This is a genomic window from Leyella stercorea, from assembly GCF_021531355.1.
In the GTDB taxonomy this organism is placed as follows: Bacteria; Bacteroidota; Bacteroidia; order Bacteroidales; family Bacteroidaceae; genus Prevotella.
Window position 1 is genome coordinate 1 of the sequence record NZ_JADYTS010000014.1, and the last position, 22,899, is coordinate 22,899.

13 protein-coding genes and 2 tRNA genes are annotated in these 22,899 nt (G+C 50.6%); 5 read left to right on the forward strand and 10 right to left on the reverse strand.

The features are described 5' to 3' along the window. Nucleotides 1-167: 167 nt before the first annotated feature. The 3 genes from I6E38_RS05160 to I6E38_RS05170 form a co-directional block, all read right to left on the reverse strand. Nucleotides 168-240 (reverse strand) — tRNA-Met (locus I6E38_RS05160). Between the two features lie 259 nt (nucleotides 241-499). Further along, nucleotides 500-1,120, reverse strand: coding sequence for an OmpH/Skp family outer membrane protein (locus I6E38_RS05165; protein WP_235392990.1), 621 nt, complete (start codon nucleotides 1,118-1,120; stop codon nucleotides 500-502). 42 nt (nucleotides 1,121-1,162) lie between these two features. Next, nucleotides 1,163-1,357, reverse strand: a complete 195-nt coding sequence (locus I6E38_RS05170) for a hypothetical protein (RefSeq protein WP_235392991.1) — start codon at nucleotides 1,355-1,357, stop codon at nucleotides 1,163-1,165. Between the two features lie 142 nt (nucleotides 1,358-1,499). Between I6E38_RS05170 and I6E38_RS05175 the strand changes: the two genes are divergently transcribed. Further along, the gene (locus I6E38_RS05175) at nucleotides 1,500-2,948 is read left to right on the forward strand and encodes an aminoacyl-histidine dipeptidase (protein ID WP_235392992.1); all 1,449 of its coding nucleotides are present in this window, start codon (nucleotides 1,500-1,502) and stop codon (nucleotides 2,946-2,948) included. A 104-nt stretch (nucleotides 2,949-3,052) separates the two neighbouring features. Here I6E38_RS05175 and I6E38_RS05180 read toward each other — a convergent pair whose 3' ends face one another. The 6 genes from I6E38_RS05180 to I6E38_RS05205 all read right to left on the reverse strand — a co-directional run bounded on the left by I6E38_RS05180 (nucleotide 3,053) and on the right by I6E38_RS05205 (nucleotide 14,532). Continuing rightward, nucleotides 3,053-5,608 (reverse strand): glycoside hydrolase family 84 protein, encoded by a 2,556-nt coding sequence (locus tag I6E38_RS05180; protein WP_235392993.1) that lies wholly within the window; start codon nucleotides 5,606-5,608, stop codon nucleotides 3,053-3,055. 168 nt (nucleotides 5,609-5,776) lie between these two features. Then, nucleotides 5,777-5,850 (reverse strand) — tRNA-Pro (locus tag I6E38_RS05185). Between the two features lie 174 nt (nucleotides 5,851-6,024). After that, the gene (locus I6E38_RS05190; protein ID WP_235392994.1) at nucleotides 6,025-10,098 is read right to left on the reverse strand and encodes a glycoside hydrolase family 2 TIM barrel-domain containing protein; all 4,074 of its coding nucleotides are present in this window, start codon (nucleotides 10,096-10,098) and stop codon (nucleotides 6,025-6,027) included. A gap of 39 nt (nucleotides 10,099-10,137) precedes the next feature. Beyond that, on the reverse strand, nucleotides 10,138-10,839 hold the full coding sequence (locus tag I6E38_RS05195; RefSeq protein WP_235392995.1) for an ABC transporter ATP-binding protein: 702 nt from the start codon (nucleotides 10,837-10,839) through the stop codon (nucleotides 10,138-10,140). Nucleotides 10,840-10,921: 82 nt separating this feature from the next. Beyond that, nucleotides 10,922-13,759 carry an excinuclease ABC subunit UvrA gene (uvrA, locus tag I6E38_RS05200; RefSeq protein ID WP_235392996.1) on the reverse strand — a complete coding sequence of 946 codons (2,838 nt, stop codon included), beginning with the start codon at nucleotides 13,757-13,759 and terminating at the stop codon, nucleotides 10,922-10,924. Between the two features lie 62 nt (nucleotides 13,760-13,821). Then, nucleotides 13,822-14,532, reverse strand: a complete 711-nt coding sequence (locus I6E38_RS05205; protein WP_235392997.1) for a T9SS type B sorting domain-containing protein — start codon at nucleotides 14,530-14,532, stop codon at nucleotides 13,822-13,824. Between the two features lie 130 nt (nucleotides 14,533-14,662). On the opposite strand from I6E38_RS05205, the gene I6E38_RS05210 reads away from it, so the two are divergent. The 4 genes from I6E38_RS05210 to I6E38_RS05225 all read left to right on the forward strand — a co-directional run bounded on the left by I6E38_RS05210 (nucleotide 14,663) and on the right by I6E38_RS05225 (nucleotide 20,925). Beyond that, nucleotides 14,663-16,039 carry an amino acid ABC transporter substrate-binding protein gene (locus tag I6E38_RS05210; protein WP_369681297.1) on the forward strand — a complete coding sequence of 459 codons (1,377 nt, stop codon included), beginning with the start codon at nucleotides 14,663-14,665 and terminating at the stop codon, nucleotides 16,037-16,039. 68 nt (nucleotides 16,040-16,107) lie between these two features. Continuing rightward, nucleotides 16,108-16,824 carry a porin family protein gene (locus tag I6E38_RS05215; protein WP_407936645.1) on the forward strand — a complete coding sequence of 239 codons (717 nt, stop codon included), beginning with the start codon at nucleotides 16,108-16,110 and terminating at the stop codon, nucleotides 16,822-16,824. Nucleotides 16,825-16,884: 60 nt separating this feature from the next. Further along, nucleotides 16,885-18,411, forward strand: a complete 1,527-nt coding sequence (locus I6E38_RS05220) for a peptide MFS transporter (protein WP_235393000.1) — start codon at nucleotides 16,885-16,887, stop codon at nucleotides 18,409-18,411. A 216-nt stretch (nucleotides 18,412-18,627) separates the two neighbouring features. Beyond that, nucleotides 18,628-20,925: a cytochrome c biogenesis protein CcsA gene (locus tag I6E38_RS05225; protein ID WP_235393001.1), complete on the forward strand. Its 2,298-nt coding sequence runs from the start codon at nucleotides 18,628-18,630 to the stop codon at nucleotides 20,923-20,925. 107 nt (nucleotides 20,926-21,032) lie between these two features. Here I6E38_RS05225 and I6E38_RS05230 read toward each other — a convergent pair whose 3' ends face one another. Then, nucleotides 21,033-22,880 carry an alpha-L-fucosidase gene (locus I6E38_RS05230; protein WP_407936643.1) on the reverse strand — a complete coding sequence of 616 codons (1,848 nt, stop codon included), beginning with the start codon at nucleotides 22,878-22,880 and terminating at the stop codon, nucleotides 21,033-21,035. Between the last annotated feature and the right edge of the window lie 19 nt (nucleotides 22,881-22,899).

A 22,899-nucleotide genomic window follows, 5' to 3' on the forward strand; every position in this document is an offset into this window, starting at 1 on the left:
CTGAGTTCTATTCATGACGCAAAGATAAACAATAATATTGGATTGTTAAAAACACAACAATATTATTTGATCCATTATTTGATCCATTTTTTGGCGCAGATTTGTCGCAGTCTAAAACGACAAATCGGTGTAACTTGTTGATTTTCAACTCGTTACACCGATGTTAGTTGCGGAGGCAGGACTCGAACATGCGACCTCCAGGTTATGAGCCTGGCGAGCTACCAACTGCTCCACTCCGCGATATTAACCATTTTGTTTGCAATTCCGATTTATAAGCGATTAGCATTGTTCTGAATTGCGAGTGCAAAGGTAAGGCTTTTTATTTATACCTCCAAACTTTTATGCAACTTTTTTCGATTTTATTTGAAAATTCTTTGTTTTGAGCCTAATTTGGCTGGATTTGCCCTTTATTAGACGTATATATACAATACTTATTATAGACATTAAAAAAGCCGTCCTATAGAGTTTCATCTCTACGGACGGCTTTATATATATTTTTTTACTTCTTTTTCTCTGTTGCAGCCTTTTCTGTTGGAGCCTGCTTGTATGCCTTGTTAAGTCCGGCGATAACCTCGTTGGTTATGTCGTGAGCCTTGTCGGCATAAAGGATATTGTCGCCTGCCTTGCTAAGGATGAGTGTATACTTCTTAGTCTTGTTGTAGAAAGCGAGATAGTGCTGGATAGAATCGCGGAGAGCGTTGTTGTACTTCTCGGTCTCTGTCTGGAACTCACCACTCAAGCGCTGGTTGAGAGCCTGAAGGTCGTTGCTCTGCTTCTGAAGTGACATCTGAATAGACTGTGCCTGCTCGCGTGTGTAGGCATTCTGCTGCACCTTCTGCTGGAAGTTGGCTGCGGCAGCCTCAAGAGCCTGCTGCTTCTGTGCGAGAGTGTTCTGGATATTCTGACCCTTCTTCTGAAGGATGAGTGAGTAGTCCTTGCAGAACTTGTACTGCGACATGATGCTGTCTACCTCTACATAAGCAATCTTAGTTGCAGTAGCTGTAGCCTGAGCTGCCGGCTCCTTATCGTCTACCTGCGACTTTGACTTGTCGCAAGATGTCATTGCCACAGCAGCAAAAGCGGCGATAGCAAGTGTACGGAAAAAGTTTTTCTTGTTCATTTGTATTTATTATTTAATTATTTCACACCTGACGCATCCACTTTAATAGGCACCATTGCGCTTGCGTGCCTCGCGGTCCTGATCCATAACGCAGTGGATTCCGAGCTTGCGCAGACCGGGATTGTCGTGAACATGTTGCGACGAAAACTTGCCGTTGCGTTTCAGCAGAAGCTTAATAGAGAGCAAAGCAAACGCTATAGCAATAATTAACAGGCTTAAAAGCAGAAGTTTAATCATTTTTATTAACTTTGTATCGAAATGGGAAACCCAAAGCGACATATTTATTTACGTGCAAAGGTAATGTAAATCGGTCGCATGACAAAATAAATTATTGAAAATTCAGATTATTATTGTAACAACATAAAGAAATTAAGAAAAAATGAGTAATTGCGAATTGAAACCGGCTCGCGTATTCGAGCAGTTTGCAGAAATCAACAAAATTCCTCGCCCCTCTAAGCATGAGGAGCAGATGATTGAGTATCTGAAAGAGTTTGGCCGTAAGCGCAACCTTGAGACCGAGATTGACGAGACTGGCAACGTTATCATCCGCAAGCCCGCTACTAAGGGCCATGAGAACGCTCCAATGATTAGCTTGCAGAGCCACATGGACATGGTGTGCGACAAGCTCGTCGACGTTGATATCGACTTCTTCAACGACCCTATCCAGACCTACATTGACGGTGAATGGCTCAGAGCCAAAGGCACTACTCTTGGTGCTGACGACGGCATCGGCTGCGCCATCGAGCTGGCTGTTCTCGACAGCGACGACATTGAGCACGGTCCTATCGAATGCGTTTTCACTCGCGACGAGGAGACAAGCCTTGGCGGTGCTCTGGGCATGAAGCCGGGATTCATGAAGGGCGATATGCTCATCAACCTCGACTCTGAGGACGAGGGTCAGATCTTCATATCATGCGCCGGCGGCAAGACTACTTCGGTGAAGTTCACATTCGACCGCGAGCAGGCTCCTGAAGGTTACTTCTTCATGAAGGCTTCTATCAAGGGTCTGAAGGGTGGACACTCGGGCGACGATATCAACAAGAAGCGCGCCAACGCCATAAAGATTCTCGACCGCTTCCTCTACCTCGAGCAGGACAAGATGGACGTGCGTCTGGCTCAGTTCAACTCGGGCAAGCTGCACAACGCCATTCCTCGCGACGGTGTCATCGTATTTGCCGTTCCCGCAGCCGAAAAGGAGACTGTACGTGTCGACTGGAACGTATTCACAGCCAACGTTGAGGACGAGTATCACGTTACTGACACTGCTATGGAGTTCCACCTTGAGAGCATTGATGCAGAGCCAGTTATCGCCAAGGACGCAAGCCGCCGCGTAATCCTCGCATTGCAGGCTGCCGACAACGGCGTATTTGCTATGTGCCAGGACGAGGCTTTGGCTGACATGGTTGAGACTTCCAACAACATTGCAAGCGTTGCTTCTTCGGAGAACGAAATCAATATCATCACCTCACAGCGCTCTAACGTAATGAGCAACCTCGAGAACGAGTCGAACACCATCAAGGCTGTATTCGAATTGGCTGGTGCTGAAGTTAAGCAGAGCGACGGCTATCCTGCATGGAAGATGAACCCTAACAGCAAGCTGACAAAGGTGGCTGTTGAGTCGTACAAGAAGCTGTTCGGCAAGGAGCCTATCGTACGTGGCATACACGCCGGACTGGAGTGCGGTCTGTTCTCAGAGCGCTATCCTAACCTCGACATGGTATCGTTCGGTCCTACACTGCGCGACGTTCACACTCCTGAGGAGCGTCTTTACATCCCGACAGTACAGATGGTTTGGGATCACCTTCTCGACATCATGAAGCATGTATAATAATCAAGCAAGCGCTTGAAGCTATAACAAAAAAAACGAGGATGTTTCCGTTGTTCTGGAAACTTCCTCGTTTTTTGTTATCTATATAATTCGAGAGACCTCAATTACTTGTTAGGGATAATCTCAAACACTTCTACAGCTCCCTCAAGCTGGCACTTAACGGCGTTGGCGTCTACATTCACCTTAGCCATATTGCTCTCAATCGGTGTGCTTGCCACGAGCTTGTCCTTCTTGTTATACTGCTTGAGCACTACTCCACCAGCCTTAGGCAGGTTTACGAGCATGGTGTAGCTCTTGGTTCCCTTTTCAACGCCGAACGCCAGACTGCCTTCGCTCTTGAACGAAGAGCAAGGATTCTCGTCGAAGCAATTCATTGCGCCGAGCATGTCAGCCGACTCCACCTTGAATGCAAGATTCTCGGGATTTACCGGATTTACGACAAACTCACGAACTGCACACCAGCTCTTCTTGTCAGACTGCAACTTGCGCATACGTACATAACGAGCTTCTACCGGATTGCCCTTCCAGTTGATGATATATGTCTTCTTCAATTCGCCAGTGAGCGGTGTCCATGTCTTGCCGTCGGCAGAAGTCTCAACGATGACGTTGTCGAAGTAGTCGACGTCGTCAACCGAGTTGCGTCCCTGCAGAATGCGCACCTCGCGCACGGGACGAACGGCTCCGAGGTCCAGACCAATCCAGTCGCCAGTGTTTTGGCTTGCACCCGAATGATAGAACGTAGTAGAGTCGTTGTCAAGCATCAGCTTGTTCTGTGTGGTGCCGAGCGACTTGTATGTACCCACGCCCTTATAGAACGCCGGAGTCTTGCCAGCCACCTTCTTGAAGAACTCGATAGCCATATCGTCCATACCATTCTCGTAGAACGGCTGAAGCTTCATTGTTCCCGACTTGTGTGCCTGATAAGCAGCCATGTCGGCAGTCGACATGCGGTTGCTGATATATCCGTTCCAGAAAGCCTCATACTTACCGTCCTTGAACTGGCTCATCAGCGTAAGCGTGTTCTTGCCACGTGTGCCGAGCTTCTTGAACTCAGCCAGCCACGGGCGCAGTTCCTTCATGAGCAGCGCGTTCTTGCAGTCGCGCTCCATGATGGCAGGCACCTTTTCTACACGGTCGAACTCAGCATACAGATTGTCATAATCCTTCTTGTTGTAGTCGGCGAGACGGAAAGTCTTGGTCTCCCACGACTCTATGCGGCGATAGCCTGTCTCGGTGTCGCACGAGTGTATGGCAAATGTGCGGTAGGCATCGTGAGCCTCAGGCGTAACATCAACAAGCGAGCGTTCCCAGTTGTCGATAGCGTTGTATGCCGAAACGTTCCAGTTGTAGTCAGCCACACCGTAGAGAGCGAGCTTCGAAGCCTCGCCGTGCTCCATCGGATTGCTCAGCACACCGCATGTCTGTTCGGTAGTAAGGTCGGTTTCGAGTCCGTATACCGGACCCTGCATGATGATATGGCGGGCATAGTCAGTCACGGGGAAGTTCCACCAATAGTAAGCCGGGCGCTTGATGCGCGAGTCTACAAAGTCGAGAGTCTCCTTTGTCAGGTCAGAGCAAACCACAGCACCTGTCCAGAACACGTTGATAGACGGATCAAGACGCTTGCCGTAGATAGCGAGCTGTCCGTTCTCCTTGGGGCTTGCCCACAGCTGTGAGTAGTCGGTAGGACAAACTACGAGTGGCGCAACGTCGCCCTTTGTCTTCACAAACTCCTTGGTGAGGCGGTTGAGCAGGTCAACCTGCTTGTTCGAGTCGGTTCCTTCGCCCTCGATATCATCAAAATGTATGGCAAACGAACGCACGCCAAGGTCATACATATGATTGAACTTGTTGACGAGGTTCTGGTAGTCTTCCTCATTCCACTTGATGTCCTTGCCCGGATGTATGGCCCATACGAAGTCGACACGGTTGCGACGGCAAGCCTCAACGAGTTCGTGAATATTGCGTGCCTGGTCGGCAGGGTAGGGCTTGCGCCAGTTGGGTGAGCTGTGGTAAGGATCGTCCTTCGGTCCATATACGTATTCGTTCAGTTTGTTGCGTCCATAGTAGTCGATGAGCGACAGGCGCACCTGATGCGACCAGGGTGTACCGTAGAATCCCTCCACTACGCCACGCAGGGGCAGGTCGGGATAGTCGTTGCAGGTGAGGTAAGGCAGATGCATCTTGCCCTTCGCAGCCGGAGAAGCCAGAATCTGCTTCATGGTCTGGATGGCATAGAAGGCACCACGCTCGTCATAGCCCACGATGTTTATGCCCTTGCCATTGACGGTGAGGAGATAAGCTCCTGACACCAATTTCTTCAAGCCTGCTTTCTTTGCCTGCTTCTCGCCGAAGTCGATGGTAAGGCGAAAGCCCTTCTTGTACTGCTTCAGGAAAGCCAGGTCGTCAGCGAAGCGCTTCTGCTTGTCCTGAATGTTCAGTCCGTTTTCAAAAGAGATCCAGTTCTGGCGGTTGATGTCTAAGTTGTGCGGTGTGGGGTTTACGACGATGCCCTGGTGGTCGAGCTTCTTGCCCGGCACAACGTTTACATCCTGTTTCTCGCCTCGCTGCGAACTAAGGTCGAAGCCGTCGTCCTGTGCCTGCACGCCGCTGAAAGCCGCAGCAAGCAGTGCGGTAAGTAAGATTTTGTTTCTGATCATTATTGTTTATTTATTGTTTTAGTAATATCAATGGTTGATGCGTAGTAAAAAATATATCTATGCAAATTTACATAAAATTATTCGATTTTATGTAGTTCACAACAAAATAACAACAATATATAACAAAAAGAGAGGTTTTCCGTTTTATTGGAAAACCTCTCTTCTGTGTCGGGGCGACAGGATTCGAACCTGCGACCACCTGGTCCCAAACCAGGCGCGCTACCGGACTGCGCTACACCCCGTTTCGATTTAGCGAGTGCAAAGGTAGATATATTTTTTGATACATCCAAATTTTTAGTGCACTTTTTACATAAAAAAATGCCCTGCAAGTACAAAAGCATTGAAAATGTGTGCTTTTATTCTTGCAGGGCTATGTGCTTATGCCCAATTAGGGCATGAATATTATACCATATCGATTACTCAGCGATGAGCGAGAACTCAGCAGCCGATGCATAGTCGACACCGTAGTGTGCATTGAGCGCACGGAATCGTACGTAGCGTGCCTTTACTGGCTTGTCGAACATCACCTTCTTAAGCTCTCCAGAACTGTCGAAATTACCCTTCATGATAGGTGAGCCCCATGTCTTGCCGTCGTTGCTGACATATATTTCGTAGTTCTTGATGCGACCATAGCTTGTATCCTGACGTGGCAGCAACTTAAATCCCTTGATTGTCTTTGGCTCTGAAGCGTCGAAGTCAATCCAGTGTGGGAACTTAGCCAGAGTAATTGAGTACATAGTATGCCAAATAGTTGACTCGTCACCATCTACAAGATGAACGGCATCGCCCTCCTCAGGCTCTTCTGACGACACAAAGGCTATCTGCAGAGGCACAAAGTCTACCTTGTCGAATGTCATTGTGGTCTTCTGGTTAGGTGTTTCCTTATACCATGTGGTAATAGTTCCACCCTTGCTCATGTCTATTGCACCTTTATACACAGTCGGCTTCTTGGCACCATTCAAGGCATAAACGACAGTGCGGTTCTTTGCCGGAGTTGAAAGCAACACCTTACCCGTCTGCCTGTGCTCGATACTGATAGGCTGTTCGCCTGAGAGCGACACCTTGGCAGCATCGGCCATAGCCTTTGCGCTTGCGTCGGCAGCCGGACGTATCACGAAACCGAAGTTGTAGTTCTGGCTATATGCACGGTCGTCCTTGAGCGGACCACCCTGTCCACAGCTGGCTCCACCAAGACCTGTCACCTTAGCATCAAGGTGCAGATAGGTTCCGTCAGAAACCGGCAACTCATTGGCATGAGCCACTACTGTCATCTGCTGAGCACTCCATGGCAGTGCTGACACTGACATTGTGCTGTCAGCAACGAACACTACGCTCTGCTTGCCCTGCTCGGTGAGTGCACACCAACGTACTTCCTCGCGGTTGCCCATCGACTGTGGCTTTGGCAGGAGAATGTCCTGCTCGCCTACGATGCCACGGTGGTGCTCGATAAACTGTCCTGTCTTACGGTCGTTGTAGTTGTTTACAGGTCCGCGTCCGTAGTAGTCGAACTGCTTATATGTGTTAGGCAACTTCATAGCGTAGCCAATGCGTGGCAGGATTACGCTGTTACGGTTGGCAGAGATTGCGCTGTTGAGCTCTATAGAACCATCCTTGTAGACAGTGTAAATCTGGTTGGTGACAAACTTGAAGTCGTCCTTGCCAAGTTTCTGCTTGTCCACACCGAACTTGTAAGCCGACTGTGGGTCGCGGTCGCGGTTACCGTAAACCTGCTTGCAGCCCTCCTTGCCCTGACTCTCAACCGTCATGCTGATCTGCAGCGAACCGTCCTTCTGCTTCATAACGGTAGGCTTGCCTATTACACGATGGTCGAGATCGTAGAGTCCGAATTTGAACCATGCGTTGTGATAGCCAATACCAGCGTCGTTATCGGTAGGAGCACGGAAAGCGTCGAGCTTAGGTCCGTTGCCCTCGGCAAATACAGTGTTGCCACCATACGACAAGCTGTTCAGAGCGCCATCAGTCAGGCTGAATGTAGCGTTGAAGTTGTCGCCCTTCACAGTGACTGTCTTTGCGTCCTGGGTATAAGTGATGTTGCCATTGGCATTAGCCACAGCCTTAACGGCAGTAGCCTTCACGTCGGCACCCTTCACACGCAACTGCTCCTCCATCTGTACATATCCCTTCTTAGCCCAAGGCATATCCTTGCCCTGCAGGAACTGTACCTTGACGAAGTATTCGCTCTGCGGGTCGAGCTTAGCGAAGTCGTAGTCGAGAGTATACTCCTGACGCTCGCGCGGACCAACAATGTTCTTTGCGCCCATGAGCTGTCCTTCGCTCTTGATGCACTCGCCGTCCTTCCACAACGACCATACAATCTGATAGCCGCGCAGCGGCTCAAAGTAGTTCTTGTTGAATATCTCAATGCGGCCCTTGGTCATGTCGACAGCCTTAACGCCCACATTCTGATAAACCTTCTTCACCTCAAAGTACTGTGCCTTGGGCGAAAGGTCGGGGCGCATGATACCGTTCATACAGAACATACCGTCGTTAGGCTTGTTGTCCATGCCGAAGTCGCCACCATAGCCCCAGTATTTCTTGCCGGTCTTCGGGTCTACATTGTACAAAGCCTGGTCTACCCAGTCCCAGATTGCACCGCCCATAAAGAAGTTGGTGCTTTCTATGGCGTTCCAGTAGTCAACGAGGTTGCCCACGGCATTACCCATTGAGTGTGCATATTCCGAGATATGATAAGGATACTTGATGTCGTACTTACCCTTTACAGCCTCCTGCACCCAAGGAATCGACGGATACTGGTTTGAACCCATATCAACGATATCGTTGTTGCGCTCGTACTGTACGGGGCGGCTTGTGTCGTAAGCCTTTATGGCAGCGTAGCAGTCCTTGAATGTGTCGCCAGGGCCAGCCTCGTTGCCAAGACTCCATATCACAACTGAAGGATTGTTGACCGTAGCGTGCACCATCTCCATATTGCGTGCCACATGAGCATTGCGGAACTCCTTGACGTGCGACAACGACTCCTTGCCATAGTAATATTCGTGGCTCTCGATGTTTGCCTCATCCTCAAGATATATGCCATACTTGTCGCACAGATAGTACCAGTAGGGAGCGTCGGGATAGTGACAGTCGCGTACGTGGTTGATATTACCACGCTTCATGAGGAACACCTCGTGCTCCATCTGCTCACGCGATACGTAGTGGCCTGTAGCCGGGTTGTTCTCATGACGGTTCACACCCTTCATCTTGATAGGCTGACCGTTGAGATAGTAGTAGCGGCCTGCCAGTCCGAACTCGTCCTTATCGGCAGGAGTGTCCTTGATTTCAATCTTGCGGAAACCAACGTTGGTTGAGAAAGTCTCCACCGTGTTGCCCTTCTTGTCCTTCAGTTCGCCCACGAGAGTGTAGCGATGCGGAGCCTCAGCGCTCCACGGCTTCACGATGTTGCCAGCCTTAAGCGTAACGGAAGCGGTAAGATTGCCGTTCTTGTCGATATCGCCTACTGTAGCAGTAGCGCCCACACCCGGCACGAGAGTGTTCTCGTCAGAGTATAGACGGTTTTCGTACAGCTTATAGTCGATGGTATATCCCTTTACAGCCTTTGTAGTGAGGTTGCTCACGTTGGCTGAGATATGCAGCGAAGCGTCGGTGTAAGTATCGTCGTAATCTGGAATGGCCTTCAAGTCGCGCACCTGCACCTTAGGCTTGGCGGTGAGCGAAACGCTGCGGAAGATACCCGGCAGACGGAACATGTCCTGGCTCTCAAGGAACGAGCCGTCGCTATGACGGTAAACCTCAACAGCCACTACGTTGCCGCCCTTCTTATTAAGATAAGGTGTAATGTCAAACTGAGCAAGGTTGCGCGAGTTCTTTGCAAAACCTACATACTTGCCGTTGATGTAGAGATAGAAGAACGAGTCTACACCGTCGAAGTTGATGTATACCTCCTTGCCATGCCAATCGGCAGGTACGTCAAACGAGCGGCGGTATGAGCCTACCTCGTTGCGGTTGTTGTATGTCATCCAGTTCTTGTTGGGTGTGCGCATCACGCCACCCTTCCAGTCGCCCACCTTTACGCTGTGCTGGAAGATGACACGCTGGTTGGAATACAGCGGCATGCCATACTTGAACGTGCCGTCGTCCTTGGCACCAGCCATGTTCCAGTTCATCGGAACCTGCACACGGTCCCAAGCCGATGCGTCAAAATCGGTACGATAGAAGTCCTTCGGACGTTCGTCGGGATTCTTTGCCCAATGGAACAGCCACTCTCCGTCGAGAGTCTTCCAGAGTGATGAGTTCTCGGGCAGCACGCGACGAGCCTCGTCAACGTTCTTGAACGAGAAGAACCACGCATGCGGCTGCTGCTTGTTGTAAGCCACTGAGTCAGGACTCTGCCACTCCCATCCCGTAGGAGCCTGCATCTGTCCGTAATAGAAACCTCCAAGCTGTGTGGTCTGGGCGTACATTGGCGACGCCAGCAGAGCAGCCAAAAGGGTCAGGGTTGATTTGTTCATTGTTGTTATTAAATTTAATAAGTGTTTGTTTCGTAAATATTATACATTGAAGTATTTGTCGAGTATCTCCTCTGCCTTACCGTCAGAGTTGTCGATATCCTCTATTATCTTGCCATTCTCAAGCAGCGCCACACGTGTAGATATCTCTACGGTGTGCTGCAGGTTGTGGCTCGACACCATTACCGTAGCGCCGGTTGAACGGTTGAATTCGGTCAGTATACGCTTCAGTTGGTTCTGGCTGCTTGGGTCGAGAAAGTTGAACGGCTCGTCGAGTATCACGAGCTGCGGACTGTTGAGCAGTGCTGCCACAATGCCTATCTTCTGCTTATTGCCAGCCGAGAAGTCGCGTATGTACTTCTTTTTTCCTATTATCTCGTCGCCCATGAAGGTCTCAAACGTCTTGAGTCGTTCCTCCACCTGCTCCTTTGTCATGCCCGACACCTTGCCGACAAACTCAAAATACTCCTCGGCAGTGAGGAAGTCGATGAGAAACGAGTTGTCGATGAAAGCGCCAGTCAGCAGTTTCCAGTCCTCGCTCGTGGCTGGGTCTATCCCGTCAATGAGCACATTGCCTTCCGTTGCCTTCGCCAAATCGAGCATCAATCTGAACAAAGTCGTCTTGCCGGCACCGTTGTTTCCCACAAGTCCCACTACCTGTCCATTGCCAATAGTGAAGTGTGGAATGTCCACAGCGACATGCTCGCCGAAACATTTTTTGAGGTTATTGAGTTGTATGTGCATCTTTTTTGTGGCAAATTTACCATTTTTCTTGCACAACAGCAAATTTTACGAGCTATATTATAGCATTATGCCGTAGTTGATATCACTTGTTTTCAAGCTCCATCTTCAGGAACTTCGGCGTATAGCCTTCTTTCGACTCTGCCACTTCTTCGGGCGTTCCGGCTATGAGCAGGCGTCCACCGCCACGACCTCCTTCCGGACCAATGTCGATGATATGGTCGGCAAGCTTTATGACATCGAGGTTGTGCTCGATTATTATCACCGTGTTGCCACGGTCTACCAGTTGCTGCAACACGTCCATCAGTATGCGTATGTCCTCAAAGTGGAGTCCCGTGGTAGGCTCATCGAGGATATATAGCGTTTTGCCCGTGTCGCGCTTGCTCAGTTCGGTGGCGAGCTTCACGCGCTGGCTCTCGCCTCCCGACAGCGTGGTCGATGGTTGTCCGAGCTTGATGTAGCCCAGTCCCACGTCCTGTATGGTCTTTATCTTCTGCAATATGGCAGGCACGTTCTCGAAGAATTCCACCGCCTGGTTGATGGTCATGTCCAGTACGTCGGCAATGCTCTTGCCCTTGTAGCGCACTTCGAGAGTCTCGCGGTTGTAGCGCTTGCCGTGGCACACCTCGCACGGCACCATCACGTCGGGCAGGAAGTTCATCTCGATAGTCTTGTAGCCGTTGCCCTTGCAGGTTTCGCAGCGTCCGCCCTTCACGTTGAACGAGAATCGACCGGGCTTGTAGCCACGAATCTTAGCCTCGGGCAGAGCCACGAAGAGCGAGCGTATGTCGGAGAAAACGCCGGTGTAGGTGGCAGGATTTGAGCGCGGAGTGCGTCCCAATGGCGACTGGTCGACATTCACCACCTTATCTATATATTCTATTCCCTCAATCGAGTCGTAGGGCATCGGCTTCTTTAGCGAGCGGTAGAAATGCTTGGACAGAATGGGCTGCAACGTCTCGTTGATGAGTGTCGACTTGCCCGAACCGCTCACGCCAGTCACCACGATAAGTTCGCCAAGCGGGAACGACACGTCCACGTTCTTCAGGTTGTTGCCACGTGCACCGTGTATCGTTATCGCCTTGCCGTTGCCCTTGCGGCGTTCGGTAGGCACGGCAATCTTACGGTCGCCGTTGAGATAGTCGGCTGTGAGTGTATGGTGCTTAAGCATATCCTGCGGAGTGCCCTGAAACACCACCTCGCCACCACGCATACCTGCCTTCGGACCAATGTCTACAATCCAGTCGGCAGCAAGCATCATGTCCTTGTCGTGCTCCACTACCACCACTGTGTTGCCCATGTCGCGCAGCTGCTTGAGCGAGTGGATGAGTCGCTCGTTGTCGCGTTGGTGCAGTCCTATGCTCGGCTCGTCGAGGATATAGAGCACATTGACGAGCTGAGACCCTATCTGTGTGGCAAGACGTATGCGCTGGCTCTCACCTCCAGAGAGCGTTGCCGACTGGCGGTTGAGCGACAGATAGTCGAGACCCACGTCCAATAGGAACGATATTCGTGTTCGTATCTCCTTCAGTATTTCCGCAGCTATGGTGCGTTGGCGGTCGTCCAGATGCGCCTCTACATCATTAAGCCACTCGTTGAGTTGGCTAATGTCCATCGAGGCAAGTTCGAATATGTTCTTGTCCCAAACCTTATACGACAACGATTCACGGCAAAGTCGCTGGCCGTGACACTCCGGACACTCGCACGTAGCAAGAAACTGGTCAGCCCATTTCTGTCCGCTCGTAGTGTCGTCGTTCTCCATTACCGAGCGCAGATACTTTATCACACCGTCGAACGTAGTGAAATAGTCGCTCGATGTATGCACCACCTCTTTGTCGATACGCACCGTTTCGAGCGAACCGTACATTATTTCGTTCATCGTGTCTTCGGGTATCTCGCTCACAGGAGTCTTCAGTGTCAGTCCTGCCTTTTCCAATATGGCTGATATCTGCCAGAAGATAAGCTGGTTCTTGTATTTGCCCAACGGCACAATTGCCCCCTCATGTATTGAGAGAGAGTCGTCGGGTATTACCTTCTTGAGGTCAATCTCGTTGACATAGCCAAGTCCCTTGCACTTGGGGCAAGCTCCTTCGGGCGAGTTGAACGAGAACATATTCGGTGCGGGGTCGCGATAGCTTATGCCTGTTGTGGGGCACATGAGTCGCTTTGAGTAGCTCTTTGCCTCGCTCGTGTTCTTGTCGAGAATCATCAGCAGACCGTCACCCTGTCGCATGGCAGTCTCGATGGTCTTCTTCAGACGGTCGTCAAATCCCTCACGCATCTGCATCTTGTCTATCACCACCTCAATATTGTGGTTCTTGTAGCGGTCGGTCTTCATGCCCGGCGTTATATCCTTTATCTCGCCGTCGACACGCACGTACAGATAGCCCTTGTGGCGCAGCGTCTCGAATAGTTCGCGATAGTGTCCCTTACGCTGCCGCACGAGTGGCGCGAGGATGTATATGCGGTGGCCAGCATACTGGGTATTGATCATGTCGAGAATGCGCTCCTCGGTATATTTCACCATCTTTTCGCCCGTAGCATAGCTGTATGCCGTGCCGGCACGTGCATATAGCAGACGCAGATAGTCGTATATCTCGGTCGTGGTGCCCACGGTAGAGCGTGGATTGCGGTTGGTGGTCTTCTGTTCAATGGAGATGACGGGGCTTAGTCCGGTGATGTTGTCTACATCCGGACGCTCCAGTCCGCCGAGAAAGTTGCGTGCGTATGCCGAGAAGGTGTCGATGTAGCGGCGCTGTCCCTCTGCATATATGGTGTCGAAGGCAAGCGACGACTTGCCCGAACCGCTCAGTCCGGTGATGACGGTGAGCGAACCGCGCGGTATTTCCACGTCGATGTTTTTAAGATTGTGGACGCGTGCGCCCCAGACATTTATCTTGCCTTCTTCTGAATAGCTACCCATAAGTATTGATTTATTATCTGTTAAATCTGATTTTAATGGTTCGAAAAAATGCGGAACTACTGTCATTCGGTTCCGCCAGCGGCTGTCTCGGTGTATCCGCGCAGCAGATTCACATCGCTCTTGATGTTGAATCGTCTGCCGTCGGCACCCTTAGCCTTCACCAGCACAAAGTAAACGCCCTGTGCCACATCGCGCCCTTTGTACTTGCCGTCCCATCCACCAGCAGGGTCGGTCCATTCGTACAGTTTCTGTCCCCAACGGTTGAATACGGTGGCTTTAAACTCCACGATGCTCTGGTAGCCGCTCTTGACACGATACACATCGTTTATGCCGTCGCCGTTGGGCGAGAAGGCGTTGGGCATCTCGAGTTTGCTCTCGGCTATCGACACCGTGATAGGTGTGGCATCTGCCCAATACTCGGCGGTGTAAGCTACTGTATCAGTGCCAAGAACGAAGGTGGCATACAGCTCGATGATGTGTGTGCCAGCCTCAACAAAGGTGTATTCGGTGTCTTCGTCGTATCGGGTGAGATAGGGCGACTGCGCTCCTTCCTTTCTGAATCGCCACTCGTAGTGGGCTGTATAAGCACCCACATCAGCAGCACGGGCTGCGAGCGTTACGGTGAGTGGCGCCGAACCGGTGTAGCTCAGCCCCGTATCGTCGCCTTCGGGGGTATGAAACGTTGCCAATGGGTCGATGGTGGGCACCACGTCGGCACGGGCGTCCACACAAACCATGCAAGCTAAAAGCAATATTAATTGAAGGATGTTCATAATATGCAAAGTTAACTATTATATTGCACACTACAAAGCCAAGGCTTTGTTTTAATAACTTTATTTATAAGACAAACATTTCATTTTACAATATATTTTATGTACTTTTGCAGAAAAATATATGACAACTATGAGACGTTACTTCAGACTTATTTTGTGCTTCTGCGCTTTGCTGATAGCCACAGCAGTGGCAGGACAGACCATAAAGTGGCAGGAACTGTACAAGGTGAAGAAGAAAGACACCATATACGGCATTGCCAAAAAGTTTAATATCACCATCGACGAGCTGATTCGCGCCAACCCCGCTATGCAGAAAGCCGACTACTCTCTGCAAAAGGGCGACCAGCTGCTCATACCCTACCCAGCAGCTAAGCCTGCAGCCACAACTACTCCTGCCACAGCGGCAACAAATACTCAGGCTCAGAGCACTGCTACACACCAGCGTGCAGCCGATGGCACAGTGCGCATAGGCGTAATGCTGCCTCTGCACAATGTTGACGGCGACGGACAGCGTATGGTCGAATACTATCGAGGTGTGCTCATGGCGTGCGACTCGTTGCGCTCGCAGGGCATTGCCACACATGTATATGCTTGGAATGTGCCTATCGACGCCAACGTACAGCAGACCATCAACGACGACAATGCACGCCAGTGCGACATCATCTTCGGTCCGCTCTACACCAAGCAGGTGAAACCCATAGGCGACTTCTGCCGCAAGAACGGCATACGCCTTGTCATTCCGTTCTCAATCAACGGCAACGACGTGGCACAGAACGAGCGCATCTATCAGGTGTTCCAGACTCCGGCACAACAGAACGAGGCTTCTATCAACGCTTTCGTACAGCGATTCAAGGGTCGACACATAGTGATTGTCGACTGCAACGACACCACAAGTCGCAAGGGCGTGTTCACCTTCAACCTGCGCAAACGTCTTGAAAAGGCTGGCACGACATACAGCATTACAAATCTGAAGTCGACTGACGCATCATTTGCCAAGGCTTTCAGCACCACTCTGCCCAACGTGGTAGTGCTCAACACCGGACGCTCGCCCGAGCTGAACGCTACTCTCGCCAAGCTCAACACGCTCACCGCAACCAACAAGGGACTGAGCATCTCGCTGTATGGCTACACCGAGTGGCTGATGTATACCAAGGTATATACCGACTACTATTACAAGTACGACACATACATCCCGACAACGTTCTACTACAATCCGTTTGCAGGCAAGACCATAGCCGTAGAGCGCAACTATCGCCAATGGTTCAAGTCGGACATGCGTCAAGCTTTGCCTCGATTCGCGCTGACCGGATTCGACCACGCACAGTTCTTCATCCGTGGACTGCACAAGTATGGCGACCGATTCAACGGAACACAGCAGCAGAACACATACACTCCGCTGCAGACTCCACTAAAATTCAAGCGCGTAGGCACGGGCGGCATGCAGAACGAAAGTTTCATGCTTGTTCACTACAAGCCTAACAGAACACTGGAGTCGATATCATATTAAAACGCTATAATCAATATATGTTTCAAACATTAAGACTTAAAACCGTTGCCCTGCTTGCCGTGTTGCTGATGGCATCAACTACGATTCGTGCCCAGATAGGCGACCACCGCAACGACCTGGCTATCGGATTCAATGGCGGCTTCATAATGAGCAGCATTGGATTTACGCCAAAGGTGACGCAAGGCACTCACACCGGATTTACAGCCGGACTGTCGATGCGTTACACATGCGAGAAATACTTCAAGACAATATGCTCGATATCAGCCGAGGTGAACTATGCACGCATAGGATGGAAAGAAAGCATACTGACCGTCAACGACGAGCCGGTGATAAACGGCGTGACAGGACTGCCTGAAGCTTACCAACGTGACATCAACTACATACAGGTGCCCATATTCGCCCATTTGGCATGGGGACGTGAACGTAAAGGCGTACAGTTCTTCTTCAAACTTGGACCACAGTTCGGATATATGCTGAACGAGTCGACAAAGACCAACTTCAAATTCAAGGAAGCTAACTTAGCCGACCGCGCCAACTACACCTGTGCACAGGACACAATGGCTGTGGAGAATAAGTTCGACTTTGGCATTGCCGCCGGCGTGGGAATGGAATACTCAATACCTAAAGTAGGACACTTCCTGCTCGAAGGACGCTACTACTACGGACTCGGCAACATATACGGCGACTCCAAGCGCGACTACTTTGCCAAGTCAAACCATTCGAACATCGTAGTCAAGCTGTCGTATCTGTTCGACATCACGAGAACGAAGGGTCTAAAGAAGTGACAAACTTATACCAATAAAAAGATTTTTTACAACCATTAATAATAACCAATTTAAATTCTTATGTTCGAAAATCAACCTAAAGGTCTATGGGCCCTCGCATTGGCCAACACCGGAGAGCGCTTTGGTTACTACACCATGCTCGCAGTGTTCTTGCTGTATTTGCAGGCTAACTTCGGTTTTGAAACCGGAGTTGCAAGTACTATCTACTCAACATTCTTGATGATGGTCTACTTCCTTCCCATCATTGGCGGTATCGCAGCCGACAAGTTCGGCTTTGGACGTATGGTTACCACTGGTATCTTCATCATGTTCATTGGCTATCTTGTTCTTTCGCTTCCGCTCGGCAAGGACACCGTTGCCATTGCCGCAATGGGTGTATCACTCATCCTCATCGCTTTGGGAACCGGTTTGTTTAAGGGCAACCTCCAGGTAATGGTGGGTCGTCTGTACGACGAGGCTCAGTATGCAAGCAATCGCGACTCTGGTTTCTCACTCTTCTACATGGCTATCAACATCGGTGCTATGTTTGCTCCTACAGCAGCCATCAAGATTATGGACTGGGCTAAGACAAGCCTTGGCGTATCGCCTGAGGACGCTTACCACTTCGCATTTGCAATTGCATGCGCTTCACTTATCTTCAGTATCGCCATCTACTACATCTTCAGCTTCACTTACAAGCACGTTTTGGCTAACGAGACACAGCAGAAATCGGGTGCCGACGCTAAGTCGGAAGTTAAGGAACTCACACCTGCTGAGACTAAGGAGCGTATCGTATGCCTCTGCCTCGTATTTGCAGTGGTTATCTTCTTCTGGATGGCTTTCCACCAGAATGGTAACACATTGACATTGTTCGCTCGCGACTTCACCCAGAAGACTTCTGAGGGTCTACAGTCAATGGCATTCGACGTAACAAACCTCGTTGCTTGTATCTTCGTAGTATACGGCAGCTTCGGTCTGGCACAGAGCAAGACCGGTAAGGGCAAGGGCATCTCGCTCGGCGTTATCGTTGCCGCTATCGCATTCCTTTTCTACAAGTACAACACGCTCGAAGGCACTGTTGAGGTTCAGGCTCCTATTTTCCAGCAGTTCAATCCTTGCTACGTTGTAGCATTGACTCCGGTGAGCGTAGCTCTCTTCTCATGGCTCAACAAGATTGGCAAGGAGCCTACATCGCCCGAGAAGATTGGTCTTGGTATGCTCGTTGCAGCTCTTGGTTTCGTATGGATGGCTGTAGGCTCTATGGGCTTGGAGCTTCCGTTGACACAGGGCGATCCTGCTACTGAGGGTACACGCGTTAGCGCTAACCTTCTCATCTCTACATACCTCATCCTTACATTCGCCGAGCTGTTGCTTTCGCCTATCGGAATCTCGTTCGTATCGAAGGTAGCACCTCCTAAGTATGCAGGTTTGATGATGGGTCTTTGGTTTGGTGCAACAGCCATTGGCAACCAGCTCGTAATGGTGCCGGGCATCATGTGGGGTCAGAACTTCAACCTCGTTACTATCTGGGGTGTTCTTGCCGGCATCTGCCTCGTATCTGCTCTGTTCATCTTCTCTATCATCAAGAAGCTCAACAAGGTTAGCTAATAAAACCAATTTATATAACAAATAACCATCGACGCGGACAGCAACACCGATTGCTGTCCGCGTTTTTTTATACCTATTTTTAGGTAAAATTAAAGTTCAGTCAACTAAAAAGCCTCGCTAAATCCACCACATTGCACGTTTTTAGGTAACTTTGCATAGGCACAGTATGAACTACATTCATACTGAACACAACATACAATACACATTATATATATTATGCAGACCAAGATAAAGAAATTATTGTTCGTACTCTATGCTCTTGTTATAGTATGCATGGCAGCTGCCACCATTGTCGAGAAATATCAAGGAAGCGACTTTGTGGGAAGCCACATATACGGCGCATGGTGGTTTACGCTGCTGTGGGCGCTGCTTGCAGCCACCGCCATAGTATATTTCATTAAGCACCGCACCCGCTCATGGACAGGCACAGCACTTCACATTTCGTTTGTAGTGATACTCACCGGAGCTTTCATAACACATGTCAGCTCCGAACGTGGAATGATACATCTGCGTCAAGGATTGACTACCAACCGCTACACCGTGTTCGACCGCCACATGAATCCGCATGACGCCACGTTGCCGTTCAGCATACGCCTCGACCGCTTCGACGTGCAGTATCACGCCGGAACAGACGCTGCGCAAGACTACGTGTCGCACTTCACTCTGACCGACAACGGACAGAAGACGCAGGGTAAGGTGTCGATGAACAACATTTTCAGCTACGGACCGATGCGAATATACCAGGCATCGTACGACAGCGACGGCATGGGAGCAACGTTATCGACCAATTCCGACCCTATTGGCATACCCGTGACCTATACCGGATATGCACTGCTGTTCGTCGCGCTCATCGGAATGCTGATTGATCCGCGCGGTGCCTACCGCCAACTGCTTCGTCATCCCGTGTTCAAGAAGGGCGCTCTGTTCCTGACACTGCTCTTTGCTACAGCGCCAGCCTCAACCCTATGGGCAGCAGGTACTACCGACAATGTCAAGGCACACTATCTGCCCGAAGCTACAGCCGAACAGTTCGGACGCCTCAACATACTCTACAACAGCCGCATCTGTCCAGTACAGACCGTAGCCATCGACTTCACCAAGAAACTATACGGAGCACGCTCGTACAAGGGACTCACCGCCGAGCAGGTATTAACGGGCTGGATATTCTGGGGCGAGGAGTGGATGAACGAACCGTTGCTAAAGATCAAGGACGGCGAGATGAAGTCGACACTGCAACTGCCCGACTATGTTTCAGCCAACAACTTCTTCAACAACGATATGGGCGGATACACAATCGGCCCGTACATAAAGGAATACTACGAAGGCAACCACGACAAGTTTCACACACAGGTGGCATCGGTCGACGACAAGATACAGCTGCTCATGGACCTGCGCCGTGGTCTGCTTCTGAAGATTTTCCCCAACACTGTCAAGGGGAATACAATATGGTATGCTCCTACCGAAAACCTGCCCAAGACAATAAATGCTGAGCATCAACGTTTCATCCAGACCATTTTCACTCTGCTATACGACGAAGCAGAGGCTGAAAACTACAAGCAGATGGACGAGATGATAGGCAAGATACAGAAGTATCAAGTCAAGAATGCAGGCACATCGCTGCCTACTGCCAAGCAGACTGAGGCAGAACGCACATACAACCGCATACCGTTTGCCACTATACTCTTTATGGTGTGCCTCACAATGGGCGTGCTCACCTTCTTCTACACGATAGTAAGGTTGTGCCGCGAGTGCCAACTGGAACAGAACCTTGACACACGCGCTGGTCAACAATCGCTTTTGGACACCGTTGTCACGGCATCGTCGCGCATCATCATGCTCGCCACACTGGCTGCTCTCACCTACTGTGAGTATCTGCGCTGGACCATTAGCGGCACACTGCCTATGTCGAACGGCTACGAGACAATGCTGTTCGTGGCATGGATAGTATTGGTTGTAGCTCTGATTTTCAGTCTGCGCTTCCACATACTGCTCACGTGTGGATTCCTGATGTCGGGATTCTTCCTGCTGGTGAGCCACATCAGCCAGATGGATCCGCAGATAACGCACATCATGCCCGTGCTCAATTCGCCCCTGCTGAGCATTCACGTTTCGATAATAATGATAGGTTTCGCACTGCTGTCGCTACCGCTTATCAACGGCATTACCGCCATCATAGTACGAATCATCAATCGCAACGCCTCGACCATAACGCTCGGGCTGCAACAGCTGTCACTGCTGTTTCTCTATCCGGCAATGGCTGCGCTCGGCATCGGCATCTTCGTAGGAGCCATCTGGGCGAACGTGTCGTGGGGCGAATACTGGGGATGGGACCCCAAGGAGGTTTGGGCACTCATCACATTCATGATATACGCTGCGGCACTTCATCCCAAGACACTGCCCGCATTGCGCCGCCCTATGGTGTTCCACATATTCATGATTGTGGCTTTCCTCACCATTATAATGACATACTTCGGTGTCAACTACGTGTTGGGCGGTATGCACAGCTACGCATAAAGAAGAATATGTATAAAAACAAAAAAACTCGTTGCACTTCCATTAAGGATGTACAACGAGTTTTTTGTTTTAAATAATTTGTTTTTTAACCTTTACATTATTCGTTATTAGTTTATTCCTAATTTCTCATAGTTCATCTTCTCGCCAGCCTTCACCATGCGCTCAGCCTTGAACTTCAGGTAGCGTGTCTTCACTGTCGGGAATGTCACGGTCTGCAGAATCGGGTTGTTCTGGATATTTGAGAACTCGTCCTTCTTCAGAGTCTTCTGTACATTGCCGTTAGCGTCGCATGTGCTGATGCTGTAGGTATGAACCAGACCCTTGCGGTGGTCGCTCTGGTCGGGCAGATACTGCAGTGTGGTGATGTCCTTAGCCTCGCCAAGGTCGATGATTACCTCGTCGGCAGTCTTCTTCACAACTGTGAACGGCAGCGACTTTATGCTCTCGGCTGCCTTGCTCCATGTGAGCTGGGCATCCTTGCCACCGTCGTACACACCAATGTTGTTGATGCACAACGGACCACGTGAGTCGAGAATGCGTACACGTATGCCTTTCGATACTACTGTAGCGAAGCGCAACAGACGCTTATAACCGATTGTTGTAGTCTCCTCAGGCTGCTCTACAGTCTGCCACTGTCCCTTGTTGTCGAGATATTCAACGCTGAATTTCTTCACGCGCTGTCCCAATGGGATGTACTCCTGCAGCATGATGCGATTCATGCGCTGTGCCTTCTTGAATCGGAACTCGATGTCGCCGGTTGTCACACCGTCGGGAGTAGCCCAGTATGTATCCCAAGAGTTGTCGGTCAGAGCCTTAGCTGTGAACTGTCCGCCACGCTCGCTGCTCACACGTGCCTTCATGCCAGCCACGAGGTTGTTGCTCAGTTCGCGCTGTATGATGTTGTGATATGCGATAGCGTTGGCTGAGTCGATGGGGTGAATCAGTCCGTCGCGGTCAACCGGGAAGTTGAGCAGGAATGTAGCGTTGTGGCCTACACTGCGGTAGTAGAGGTCGACAAGCTGTTCGGGCGACTTCACTCTGCCGTCCTCTTCGGGATGATAGAACCATCCCGGACGTATCGATACGTCGCACTCGGCAGCTGTCCACTGGTTGCCGTCGGCATGGCCGTATGTCAGTTCTGTATGTCTTGGATAGCCAGGATAAACCTCGCCCTTGCGCAGGAACGACCAGTTGGTCTCGCCGGCAAATCCCTTCTCGTTGCCTACCCAACGACATCCGGGACCGCCGTCGCCGAATACCACTGCATTAGGCTGTATCTCGTCGAGAATTTCGAATATACGCGGATAATTGTAATAGTTCTTACGGTCGATGGTGCGCTGGTCTTTGGCTCCGCCATAGTAGCCGTCGCCACCGTTGGCACCGTCAAACCATACCTCAAACACCTCACCGTAGTTGGTTAGTAGGTCGCGCAGCTGTGCGTAGAAGTAAGGCAGATAGTCGGGCGTAGCATACTCGGCACGCGAGCGGTCCCACGGCGAGAGATATACAGCAAACTTCAATCCGTACTTCTTGCAGGCGTCAGCCAGTTCGCGCACCACATTGCCCTTGCCGCCACGCCATGGCGACTTGCTCACGTTGTAGTCGTTGCCCTCAAAAGGCCACAGACAGAAGCCATCGTGATGCTTGGCTGTGAATATCACGCCCTTCATTCCGGCAGCAATGAGTGTCTTCACCCACTGCTCGCAGTCGAGGCGTGTAGGGTTGAATGTCTTAGGGTCGGAGTCGCCATATCCCCACTCACGGTCGTTGAATGTGTTCAATCCGAAGTGGATGAAGGCGTAAGTCTCCATCTTCTGCCAGTCTACCTGCTTCTGCTCGGGCAGCGGCAGCACTGGCTCGGGGGCTTTCACGTTTTTCTGTGCCGACGCATTCACACTGAGCATGGCAGCACACGCCAACATGGCCAATGATTTTCTGATTTGTTTTCTGTTCATAGTGGTAAATGTGTATTTA